Annotated in this window: 15 protein-coding genes; 1 reads left to right on the forward strand and 14 read right to left on the reverse strand. The window is 62.8% G+C overall.

The genetic code is table 11. From position 1 onward, the window contains the following. Positions 1–103: 103 nt before the first annotated feature. On the reverse strand, positions 104–514 hold the full coding sequence (locus B9Z01_RS12040; RefSeq protein ID WP_085483161.1) for a hypothetical protein: 411 nt from the start codon (positions 512–514) through the stop codon (positions 104–106). After that, positions 507–1199 (reverse strand): M35 family metalloendopeptidase, encoded by a 693-nt coding sequence (locus B9Z01_RS12045; RefSeq protein WP_085483163.1) that lies wholly within the window; start codon positions 1197–1199, stop codon positions 507–509. Before B9Z01_RS12045 ends, B9Z01_RS12040 begins: the two co-directional genes overlap by 8 nt. 607 nt (positions 1200–1806) lie before the next feature. Here B9Z01_RS12045 and B9Z01_RS36880 point away from each other — a divergent pair. Beyond that, positions 1807–2073, forward strand: coding sequence for a hypothetical protein (locus B9Z01_RS36880; protein WP_143808896.1), 267 nt, complete (start codon positions 1807–1809; stop codon positions 2071–2073). 53 nt (positions 2074–2126) lie between these two features. On the opposite strand, the gene fliR is transcribed toward B9Z01_RS36880, so the two are convergent. From fliR to fliE, 12 genes are all read right to left on the reverse strand, one after another. Continuing rightward, complete coding sequence (fliR, locus tag B9Z01_RS12060) at positions 2127–2909, reverse strand: flagellar biosynthetic protein FliR (RefSeq protein ID WP_085483167.1); 783 nt, start codon at positions 2907–2909, stop codon at positions 2127–2129. Positions 2910–2954: 45 nt separating this feature from the next. Beyond that, positions 2955–3224, reverse strand: a complete 270-nt coding sequence (fliQ, locus tag B9Z01_RS12065) for a flagellar biosynthesis protein FliQ (RefSeq protein WP_085483169.1) — start codon at positions 3222–3224, stop codon at positions 2955–2957. 52 nt (positions 3225–3276) lie between these two features. Beyond that, entirely contained in the window at positions 3277–4227 is a 951-nt protein-coding gene (gene fliP / locus B9Z01_RS12070) for a flagellar type III secretion system pore protein FliP (RefSeq protein ID WP_275937498.1), read from the reverse strand. Continuing rightward, positions 4224–4805 (reverse strand): flagellar biosynthetic protein FliO, encoded by a 582-nt coding sequence (fliO, locus tag B9Z01_RS12075; RefSeq protein WP_085483171.1) that lies wholly within the window; start codon positions 4803–4805, stop codon positions 4224–4226. The genes fliP and fliO overlap by 4 nt, the downstream gene beginning before the upstream one ends. Beyond that, positions 4802–5260 (reverse strand): flagellar motor switch protein FliN, encoded by a 459-nt coding sequence (gene fliN / locus B9Z01_RS12080; protein ID WP_085483172.1) that lies wholly within the window; start codon positions 5258–5260, stop codon positions 4802–4804. Before fliN ends, fliO begins: the two co-directional genes overlap by 4 nt. Beyond that, on the reverse strand, positions 5253–6251 hold the full coding sequence (fliM, locus tag B9Z01_RS12085; protein ID WP_085483174.1) for a flagellar motor switch protein FliM: 999 nt from the start codon (positions 6249–6251) through the stop codon (positions 5253–5255). The genes fliN and fliM overlap by 8 nt, the downstream gene beginning before the upstream one ends. A gap of 53 nt (positions 6252–6304) precedes the next feature. Continuing rightward, a complete protein-coding gene (fliL, locus tag B9Z01_RS12090) occupies positions 6305–6805 on the reverse strand; it encodes a flagellar basal body-associated protein FliL (protein ID WP_085483176.1) in 501 nt (166 codons plus the stop codon). 762 nt (positions 6806–7567) lie between these two features. After that, positions 7568–7864 (reverse strand): EscU/YscU/HrcU family type III secretion system export apparatus switch protein, encoded by a 297-nt coding sequence (locus tag B9Z01_RS12095; RefSeq protein WP_085483178.1) that lies wholly within the window; start codon positions 7862–7864, stop codon positions 7568–7570. Next, positions 7861–9429, reverse strand: coding sequence for a flagellar hook-length control protein FliK (fliK, locus tag B9Z01_RS12100; protein WP_085483180.1), 1569 nt, complete (start codon positions 9427–9429; stop codon positions 7861–7863). Before fliK ends, B9Z01_RS12095 begins: the two co-directional genes overlap by 4 nt. Positions 9430–9553: 124 nt before the next feature. Then, positions 9554–9880, reverse strand: coding sequence for a flagellar protein FliT (locus B9Z01_RS12105; protein WP_085483182.1), 327 nt, complete (start codon positions 9878–9880; stop codon positions 9554–9556). After that, the gene (gene fliS, locus B9Z01_RS12110; protein WP_085483184.1) at positions 9877–10311 is read right to left on the reverse strand and encodes a flagellar export chaperone FliS; all 435 of its coding nucleotides are present in this window, start codon (positions 10309–10311) and stop codon (positions 9877–9879) included. The genes B9Z01_RS12105 and fliS overlap by 4 nt, the downstream gene beginning before the upstream one ends. 210 nt (positions 10312–10521) lie before the next feature. Further along, positions 10522–10857, reverse strand: coding sequence for a flagellar hook-basal body complex protein FliE (fliE, locus tag B9Z01_RS12115; RefSeq protein WP_085483186.1), 336 nt, complete (start codon positions 10855–10857; stop codon positions 10522–10524). Between the last annotated feature and the right edge of the window lie 185 nt (positions 10858–11042).

Genomic DNA, 11042 nt, shown 5'->3' on the forward strand with positions numbered 1-11042 from the left:
CAAGCTGTTCAGGAAACCGGACGACGATGACGAATGAAGCCTGCGCGTCGTCGTTCGGATTCGAGAGTGAAGAGCCCCGCCGATGCGGAGTCTTGGGTAAGTGCTACTGCCCCGTACAACATTTGTTAGGACAATCAGGCTCAAACGATATTTCAACACGCCGACCGTTTTCGACATCGTCTTTCGAGTAGACGCGTGAGCTTGTCTTTACCGTTCCGCGCAAGAAGCCAAATTGATCCAGTATCGCTTTACCCGCTATCAGACGAGCTTGAGCCAGTTGCGTTGGATTCTGTTCGCGTTCTTCAGCATGCCCACTTACCAGCGTTGTCTCCTCGGTCTTGTGATTCGCGTAAGTAATCTTTTGATCGGCCACCCATTTGGCAAGTCGCAAAACCTCATCAACCGGGATAACTGCACTATTTGGCGGAAAGTGGATATCGAAATTCTCGCCGGGCATACACGCGAAAACATGTCCCGATATCAGAACCGAAAGGATGACGTAGAGTTTACGCATTGTAGATGACGTATCCGGCGATGCTATCAGCGTTATCGATGGCCCGGTCTGGGTTTGTCGGCCCCCACGAAAGACACTTATCCATAAAGTATTTCCAATCCTTGGTTCCCATAGTGTCTTGAAAGTGACTTGCCTCATGAATCAGCGTGGAAATCATTGAATCCTTGTCCCAGGAGAAATCCCGCATTGAGCAAAAATCCACATGAATAGCGATCGTGTGTGTTTTGGTATCGGGCGCGCATACTTCCGCGACCACGCCGGATTTTACGGGGTTTGGTACGCATCCCAAGTACCGCGCTGTATCAGGCTCCCATCGCACGAAATTGTCGCCAGTTAGTCCTCGCAATACGCGAACAATAGATGTTAAACCACTCGTAAGCCGGCTTCTTGCTGACTCGTCGCAATAGCCAAACCATGTTCGAACCCGCTCCTGATCTGCTGCAGACCAGCGCGCCAAATCTTTTAAGCGAGTTTCAACGTAACCAATGGCACGATCCCGGCACTTCAGAACCATGTCGCGGAAATCTCTGTTTGACATATTCGGGCATATTTTGTCCGTGTTTATTGTGACGTGAACCATTGAGCCCGGATTCGTGTTTGTCACTGCACTGGCATGTACCTCAAACCATTCTTCATTTTCATTCGCTTTGAAGCCGTACTTATTGTTTCCATCGAAATCATTCATGCTCGCACTTTCCTCCTGCTCAATGTGCCATTTCAAGTATTAGCCGCTGGCTCCTATTCGATCTGATACGTACCGTTCGCCCGTCCGAGTCCGTGATGCCACTTGCTACTACGTCCACTCCAGTGCGGATGCGGTAGCGCACGCCCGATAGTGGCCTACCGGATGCGTCCCTCACCGTGAACTGTTCGTCGTGCCTCTTAGGGGTACGCTCGCGACAATTGCACGCCCACGCGTAGCCCAGAGCGTCGGCCATGTCGTGACCGTTCGAATATGAACGAAGCCTATCCATCGGAAAGAATCCGCCGGTTTCGACGTTCATGGCCATTGCGGACGGCATTGATGGGAAGGTGGAAAATATTGAATATGTGATCCGGCAAAGGTGACACTCCTCCTTGTCTCCGGTACCTTTCTGTTTCCACTGCTCCATTTGACCTCCTCTTATCTACCCGACGACACCCGACGAATTAATCATCCAGACGGGGCACCGTCAACAGCTTTAAATTGGGATAGAGCCGTTTTGACAAACATTAACGAAAAGCGTTGTCCAACGGCAGATGAGCCTGAACGAAGGTTTTGAGGCAAATCCCGGACGCGTTTCCAGCAGCAGATGAGCCTGAAGCCCACAGGGTTCGTGTTGACGATCCGCACTCTGGAGCAGGTGCGCGCCGTTCTTGACGGCACAGAGAAGCTCGAATTCGCCCCGGCAACGGACACGCAGGCCCGTTACGCATGGGTGGAATCTATCCTCAAGCGCCTGCGTGAGCGACTCAAGCAACTTCCCAACGAAAAACGGCCCGGGCGCACCAGCGCTCGAGCCGTCAAATCAAGACCATTTCGTTACACCGTTCGAGCCCTCAAAAGAGACCTTAACTGAACGGCATTACGCTAGTGGCGGTTTTTTTCATGTCTACGAAGCGCATCCGCACTTCACCTCAACCCCGCCGCAACACGCCCCATTTCATCAATCCCGCCATCAAACAACCGCACAAAAAACGGAATCATATTCGGCAGCATCAGTTGCACGAGCAGCAGGCCGACCAGCATCGTGAGCGGAAAGCCGATCTGGAACACGCCGATCTGCGGCGCCGCGCGATTGAGGATGCCGAGCGCAAGGTTCGAGATCAGCAGCGCGACTACGACCGGCAGCGACAGCAGCAGCCCTGCCGAGAAGATCGAACCGCCCCAGTTCGCGAGCGTCTGCCAGCCATGCGGCGCGATCAGGTTCGCCGACACCGGCACCGACTGGAACGTCGTCACGAGCGCGGCGAGCATTTGCAGATGACCGTCGACGGCGAGAAACACGAGCGTCGCGATCGTCGTCATGTAGCGCGAGATCACGACGCCCGAGCCGGTGGCCTGCGAATCGAAGAAGGTCGCGAAGCCCAAGCCCATACCGAGGCCGATGAAGTAGCCGGTCGCGTCGATCGCCTGAAAGACGATCTGCATCGTCACGCCGAGCGCGACGCCGATCAGGAACTGGTTGACGAGAATCCATACGCCGGCCGCGGAGAACACCGTCACCTGCGGCAGCGCGCCGATGGTCGGCGCGACGATGATCGTCGTGAATGCGGCAAGACCGATCTTCACGCGCACGGGCATCGACGCGTTGCTGAACACCGGCGCGGTGGCGACGAGCGCGGCGATGCGCGCGAACGGCCACAGGAACGCGGTGAGCCAGACGTTCAGTTGTGCGTAAGTAACCGTGAACATGGTGGCTGGTGGAGAAGGGGGAGCGTCGCGTTTGCGGCAAGGTGCTCAGTTGACGAGCGACGGAATGCTGCTGAGCGTGTGACGCAGATAGTCGAGCATCGTCGTCAGCATCCACGGCCCGGCGATCACCATCGTGACCACGATCGCGAGCAGCTTCGGAATGAACGAGAGCGTGGTTTCGTTGATCTGCGTGGCCGCCTGAAACAGACTCACGAGCAGACCGACGACGAGCGCGACGAGCAAAAGCGGCGCCGAGAGCAAGAGGCCAACGTACATGGCCTCGTGGGCCAGCGTCATGACTGCTTCGGGTGTCATCGTGAGAAGGCCGGAAACGTTGAGGGTTGAACGGGAGACGCCGGACGCGGCATCAGACGAAACTCTGCGCGAGCGAGCCGAGCAGCAACTGCCAGCCGTCGACGAGCACGAACAGCATCAGCTTGAACGGCAGCGAAATCGTCGCCGGCGACACCATCATCATCCCCATCGACATCAGCACGCTCGCGACCACCATGTCGATGATGAGAAACGGAATGAAGATCGTGAAGCCGATCGTGAAGCCCGTCTTCAGCTCGCTCGTCACGAACGCGGGCACGAGCAGCGACAGCGGCACGTCTTCGGGGCCCTGCATCGGCGCCGCGTGCGAGATGCGCGCGAAGAGCGCGAGATCGCTCTCGCGGGTCTGGCGCAGCATGAACGTCTTGAACGGCGCGACGCCGCGCGAGACCGCCTGATCCATCGGAATCGAGCCTTCGGAGAACGGCTTGTAGCCTTCGTTATAGGCCTTGTCGAGCACCGGCGACATCACGAACAGCGTGAGAAACAGCGCGAGCCCGACGAGCACCTGATTCGGCGGCGTGGTCGTCGTGCCGAGCGCCTGGCGCAGCAGCGACAGCACGATGACGATGCGCGTGAAGCTCGTCATCATCAGCAGCATCGCGGGCAGGAACGAGAGCATCGTGAGCAGCAGCATCGTCTGCACGCTCAGCGAATAGGTCGTGCCGCCGTTCGGGCCGGGGCTCGTCGTGAAGGCCGGCAGACCGGCGGTCTGCGCGAACGAGAGTGTCGGCAGCGCGAGCAGCAGGACCGGCAGCGCGAGCGGAAGCAATGCTGCGAGACGGTGCGGCAGCGTCGCGCGCGTCGAACCGGCTGCGTTGCCGCGCGTCACTTCCGCGCCGTGCGTCGTGTACGCCGTGTGCGCCTCGCATGCATCGCGTGTAGCGTGAGCCGCGCGCGATTTGCGTGCGTCGTCTGCCTCGCCTGTGCGATGCCCGGCACGTACGGCCTGAAAACCTGACTGCCTGAAACTGACCTGCATCACCGATCCCCGCCGCCGTGCGCGTTGAAACGTTTGCCCACTTCGCCTTTCAAAGCGTCGCGAAAGCGTTGACCAAAAGTGCCGGAAAGATTGCCCGCGCGCGGCGCGTTCGAACCGGCGAGTGCGTCGGCCGCGACGGAGCCGGCCGGCATCGTATGCAGCAGACGCACGTTGCCGGGCGCCGCGCCGAGCACGAGCCACGTATCGCCGATCTCGACGACCGCGACGCGTTCCTTGCCACCGAGCGAGGCGCCGCCGACCGTTTTCACGAGGCCGCCGCGCTGGCCCGGCTGCAGGCCGAAGCGCCGCGCGAGCCATGCGCAGCCGAACACGAGGCCGATCACGACCGCGAGCCCGACGAAGGTTTGCAGCACCGCGCCGACGCCGAGCGCGGGCACCGCGCTGCCCGCGCCGACGCCCGAGGCGATCTTCGCGGCGTTGTTGATCGCGTTGATGTCGGCGGCGCGCGCGGCGGCCGGCACGAAGAGTGCCGTGGCGCTCAGCGTGACGACCTTGAACACCGCCTGCAACAGAACATCGCGCGACGCTACCCGTATGCCGCGACTGGCCACGCGTTTCATCGATTGAGCTTCCGGATGCGTTCGGACGGCGTGATGATGTCGGTCAGCCGGATGCCGAACTTGTCGTTGACGACGACCACTTCACCCTGCGCGATCAGGCAGCCGTTGACGAGCACGTCCATCGGCTCGCCGGCGAGACCGTCGAGCTCCACGACCGAACCCTGCGCGAGTTGCAGCAGGTTGCGGATCGCGATTTTCGTGCGGCCAAGCTCGACCGTCATCTGGACCGGGATGTCCAGAATCATGTCGATGTCGTTGCGCGTCGAGGCCGGCTCGACCTTCGAGAGCGGCTGGAACACGCCGGCCGCGCTCGGGTTCACCTCGGCGTTGCCGTTCTGCTCGGCGAGCGCGCTCGCCCAGTCGGCCATCGCGTCGTCCTCGGCGGCGAGCGCGCCGGCGGCCACTTGCTCGCCTGCCGCCAGTTCGGCCTCAGGTTTTGCGTTCAGGTCACTCATATCCACCTTCCTTCATCGTGTCGGCTGCGCTGATCATCTTCTGGACCCGCAACGCGTATTGACCATTGAAAATTCCGTAGCCGCATTCCATCACCGGCACGCCATCGACTTTCGCCGTGATGTGCTCGGGAATGTTGATCGGCAGAACATCGCCCTTGCGCATGTTCAGAATCTGCTCGAACGTGACCGGCACCTGCGCGAGATCGGCGCTCAATTGCACTTCGGCCGCCTGCACCTGCTGCGACAGCACGCGCACCCAGCGGCGGTCGACGTCCATCGCCTCGCCCTGGATCGGCGACGAGAGCACGTCGCGAATCGGCTCGATCATCGAATACGGCATGCAGATGTGCAGCGTGCCGCCTGTCGAGCCGAACTCGATCGAGAACTGCGTGACGATCACGATTTCGTTCGGCGTCGCGACGTTGGCGAACTGCGTGTGCATTTCCGAGCGCATGTATTCGAATTGCAGCGGGCGCACGCTTTTCCACGATGCCGCGTAATGCTCGAACGTCAGATTGAGCAGCTTCATGATGATGCGCTGCTCGGTCTGCGTGAAATCGCGCCCTTCGACGCGCGTATGGAAGCGGCCGTCGCCGCCGAACAGGTTGTCGACCACGAAGAACACGAGGTTCGGGTCGAACACGAACAGCGACGTGCCGCGCAGCGGCTTCACGTGAACCAGGTTCAGGTTGGTCGGAATCGGCAGGTTGCGCGTGAATTCGCTGTACTTCTGCACCTTCACCGGGCCGACCGAGATTTCCGCCGAGCGCCGCATGAAGTTGAAAATGCCGACGCGCAACAGACGCGCGAAACGGTCGTTGATGATTTCGAGGCCCGGCATCCGGCCCCGAACGATGCGCTCCTGCGTCGCGATGTTGTACGGGCGAACGCCCGTGCGGTCGGTCTGCTCGGCTTCCGTGTCGACTTCGCCGGTGACGCCCTTCAGGAGTGCATCGACCTCCTCCTGGGACATGAACTCTTCGTGGCCCATTGCTTATTCCTCGTGCGTCCCTTGGCGGTTGATGGTGGCAGTGCTAGACAACGTCACTGCACGACGAATTCGGTGAACAGCACGTCCTGCACGCGGATCGGTGCGACGCCCTTGTCGGTCGGCTCGGTGATGAGCGTCTTCAGTTCCGTGGCGAGCGCGCGCTTGCCTTCGAGCGGCGCGAGGTCTTCCGGATGCTTGTTCGACAGCGCGAGCAGGATGCGGCTGCGCACTTCCGGCATGTGCTCGGTGAGCGCCTGCTGGGTGGCGGTGTCGCCGAGCTTGAGCGTCAAGCCGATGCGCAGGAAATGCTGCTGGCCGTCGTCCGATTGCAGGTTGACCGTCATCGATTCGAGCGGAAAGAAGAGCGGCACCGCGGGCGGCGTCGGTGCCGCAGCGGCCGACGCGGCGGCGGGCGCGCGCTTTGCCATGAAGAACCACACGCCCGCGCCGGCAGCGCCTGCGGCGATGAGCGCAATGACGACGATCAGGATGATGCGCTTCATGGGGCCTGGCGAGGCGGGCGCGGCTTGTTGCGGGGCGGTGGTGGTTGCCATGGGGTTTGCTTTTGCTTTGCTAGCCTTGAGGAAGGGGTAGGGTGATTGTTGTTGATTTGGCTGCGGCGCGATGGGTCGAAAAGAAGGGGGATTGCGGGCTATCTCTGGTTTTTAAGGTTTTTTTGCCCCTGCGGGGCGGGCGCTTGCTTTCTTTGTTCGTGCGGTGTTGGCCTTTCCTTGCTTTCTTATTGGTCTATTGGCGTTGCCCCTGTGCGGGGCGGCACCTACTTTCTTTGCGGCTGCAAAGAAAGTAGGCAAAGAAAGCAGCTTCACACCGCTAATTCTTAAGCGGGTCCCCTGGCTTGGAGGGGGTAGTGGTGCATCTGGAATCTGTCTCCTCGCACATTTGCCGTAAGTGACAAGGCAGTCATTCTTCCGGCGGCGCTGCGCGCCCCGAACCCCTGTTCAGAAACCGTCGGTTTTTTTCGGCACCTCGCCGAGGCGAAGCCGATGGCCCCCACAGAGCAAGGCTCGCCTCACTGCTTTCCCCCGCAGACCCGTCCGCGACGCACGTAGTGCGGAGTGGGAGCGGATGATGGCTTTGTCACCAGCGCGCAATGTGCGGGGGCACAGATTCCAGATGCACCACTACCCCCTCCAAGCCAGGGGACCCGCTTAAGAATTAGCGGTGTGAAGCTGCTTTCTTTGCCTACTTTCTTTGCAGCCGCAAAGAAAGTAGGTGCCGCCCCGCACAGGGGCAACGCTAATAGACCAATAAGAAAGCAAGGAAAGGCCAACACCAAAAAAACAAGGACAAAAACCTCACCCCACCCCGTGGGCGGGCTCATCCTCACCCCCACTCTCCATCCGATGCAACCACGCGAGCAATTCCGCTATCGCCTGATAAAGCTGCGGCGGAATCCGCGCATCGAGATCCACCTGCATCAGCAGCGAAACCATCTCGGGCGCTTCGTGGACGTAGAGACCCGCTTCCCTCGCCCGCAGCACGATCATCTCGGCGAGCAGTCCATAGCCTTTCGCGACCACACGCGGTGCGGGCTCGCCGCTCTGTGCGTCGTAGACCAGCGCAGCCGCACTGCGGCGATGAGTGCGGCTCATGAAAGATCCCAGTCGAAGTCGTCGCGCGCGGCAGCCGGCGTGTTGCGCGCCGTGGCCGGGCCATGAACCACAGGATGGGCCACGGGATGAGCCGCGGAGTCCGCCACAGAACGAGCGGCAACGTTGACCGGGTCAGCCACCATCACTGCACCCGACGATGCCGCCGAAGCCTTTGCCGCCGTGGCCGAACGCGCATACACCGATGCCACCTGCGCACCCGTCGCTCCCGCGGCGCTCGCCACCGTACCCGGCGCGCCGCCGCCAATCTCGCGGATCGTCAAGCTCTGCAACTCGATGCCGGCCGCCGCGAGCCGCTCCCGGAAGCTGTCGCCCTGCATCGCGAGCCGCGCCGCGCCGTGCGGGCTCGCCTGCACGCGCGCGGTGAGCCGCATGCCGGTCAGCGTCAATTCGGCGTCGACGGTGCCGAGCGTCGGCAGCGACAGCGTCAGACGCGTGCGCCACGGTTGGTCATCTTCACTCGCCAGCCCGCCGCCGCTGCGGTCCCATTCGTCGCCGTCCTGTTCGATGGTCCAGTCGAGCCGCGCGCCGGGCCAGGCCTCGCCGGTCCAGCGAAACTGGCCGGTCGCGAGCAGATCGAGTTGCTGGCGCACGAGCGGCACCGTCGCGGGATGGACCGCCGCCGCCATCGATTGCGCGTTCTGCGCCGCGCCGGCATCCGCTTGCGACGCTGCGCCGCGCAGCCCCGCATGCGCGGACTGGCCGTTCAGGTCGGACAGCGAACTGGCCAGCACCTCGCCCGCGGCAAGACGCGCGGCCTGCGCGGTCAGGATCGACGGCGCGACGTGCGCGGCGGAGCTGTCGGAGGTGGCATTGGGCGCGCCGTTTGACGCACCGCTAGACGCACCCGTTTGCGCGCCGCCTTGCATGCCACGCTGCACACCACCCGGCATGCCATCAGGCGTCGCACCGGGCGAGCCCGGTCTGGCGGAAGCACCCTGTGCAGCCGCCTCGCCATCGGCGCCAGTCCAGTCGCGCGGCAACTGCGCGGCCGCCACCAGCCGGTTCTGCGCTTCGCCTGCGAGTCCGGCCGGCGAACGCTGACCGAGGAGCCAGGCCGCGAGATGCGCTTCGTAAAAGAGGCCGCTCTCCCCGACCGTCCGTTCGAGCGCGGCCGCGAGCGCCGCGACCGGTATCTGGGCCGCCGCTACGCTGAGGCTCGCTGCAGGCCCGCTTGCGCTGGCGGCGGCATTGGGGTTGGCATTGGCAGCAGCACCGGCAGCGTCGGTCGCATCGGAGAGCGGCAAGCTCTGCGCGGCAACGTCGAGCGCCGGCGCGGCCGGCCAGAGCGGTGCCTGACCGAGCACCGCGAGCGTTGCAGCGCCGCCCGAACTCGCGATCGCATTGAGCGTCAGCGCGACCGCTGAAAGCGCGGTTTGCGCCGACGGCTGCGGCGCTGGCGCCGCACCGGGTGGGGCTGCGCCCGGCGCGGTATCGACGCTCGCCGCGCCGGTCTGCGAGGTGGCCGCGCTCCCCGGTGCGATGCCGAGCAAACTGTCGACCCGGCTCGAAAGCACCGAAGCGATGGCCGTGTCGATTCCGTTCATGCCGGTTCCTTGGTCGCATTGGCGGCAGCGCGCTCAATGCCCTGATCGTTCAATCGCGCGATGCGGGACGATGCATGCAGCCGCACCCGGAGCGCACAGGCTCGCAGCGCGCACCCGCCCGTACTCAGCGCGCTCCGTACAGCTCCTTGAGCAAGCGCGTCGGCCGGCCGGCGAACAGCGCCGACAGATTCGCCATGCGCGGATTCGCGAGGTCGCGGATCGCGGCGTCGTCGGCGAGAATCTGGCGGATCAGCGCGTACTTGCGCAGGCGTCCTGCCTCGTCGAGCTTGATGCCGAGGTCGGCTTCCCTGAGCGCTTCGACTCGGTGCCGGTACTCCTCCTGCAAGTGGGCCAGATCGCTCCACAGGGCCCGCCGCGCCGCCATCAGCATGCGGCAGGACAGCGCCGCGATCGCCTCGTATTGAGCAAAATATTCTGCGTTCGATGTCATCTCATGCTTTCCACGGCTGGCTGCGCGGTCATCCGCGCGACCTCCGGGGCAATCCCGATCCATGCTTCTTCGAGCGTCGCGAGCAAACCGTCGACTTCCACGAGCATCGTCTCGCTCTGTTTGATATTGGCTTCGAACAGCCGGCGCGTCATGTAGCTGTACAACGCGTTCAGCCGCCCTGCGATCTCGCCGCCCACCTCGAGGTTGAGCGACTGCTGCAGCCCGCTTTCGATGATCCTGATCGCCTTGCTGACCGCCTTCCCGCGCTCAGGCACATTGCCCTGCTGCAAATGCATGCGCGCTTGTGCGATGGCCTGTCTTGCGCCCTGGTACAACAACACGATGAGGCGATGCGGACTTGCGCCCATCACGGCTGTCTCGACACCGACGCGCGCATACGCGCTGGCTCCAGCGTGTCCCTGGGAAAACATCGGCGCTTCTCCTTGATACTGACTGCGATTGGGTCGTGGCATGGTCGGTGCGGCGCGTCGCCGCGCCCGCACTGGCCTGTACCCTTGTTATCGGATACACGGCGGCAAAGCTTTAGACCCATATAAGGAGTATCGAAGGCGCAACATCGCTCAGCCGGCGCTCGCGCCGGCACGGCATCGGTGTCTTCGCGCGGGGCCGCGCTGCCCCGCTCAGATCGACATCTGCGCGATGTCGTTGTAGGCGGCGACGAGCTTGTTGCGCACCTGCAGGCCGAACTGGAAGCCGACGTTGGCTTTCTGCATGTCGACCATCACGTCGTTGAGCGAGACGTTCGGCGAACCGAGCTCGAACGCTTGCGATTCGCTGATCGCGGTCTGCTGGTCGGTGCTGATCTTGTCGAGCGAGGCCTTCAGCGCCGTCGCGAAACTCGTGGGCGTCGCCGCGCCGGACTGTTCCGCCGCCGGGCTCGCGCCGCCGGCCGCCTGCGCCGCCATCGCCTGCATCTGTTGCAGCGCTGACGAAAGCGCATTCACGGGCATGGTCATGTTTTCTCCGTTAAAGGTTCGACCGGCTTGCCGGAAGGCGCACCGTTCTGAGTGAAAGCATAGCAACGCGGCTTTCGGGAAAGTCCCGAAACTAGGGGGGAAACCCGGCTCTATTCAAGCAATCGGGTTGAGCGGCGCTGCGGATAATTTCAAGGGTGAAAGTGTCTGTCCGTCCGCCCGTCGAG

Source organism: Paraburkholderia susongensis (assembly GCF_900177725.1).
Taxonomy (GTDB): Bacteria; Pseudomonadota; Gammaproteobacteria; order Burkholderiales; family Burkholderiaceae; genus Paraburkholderia; species Paraburkholderia susongensis.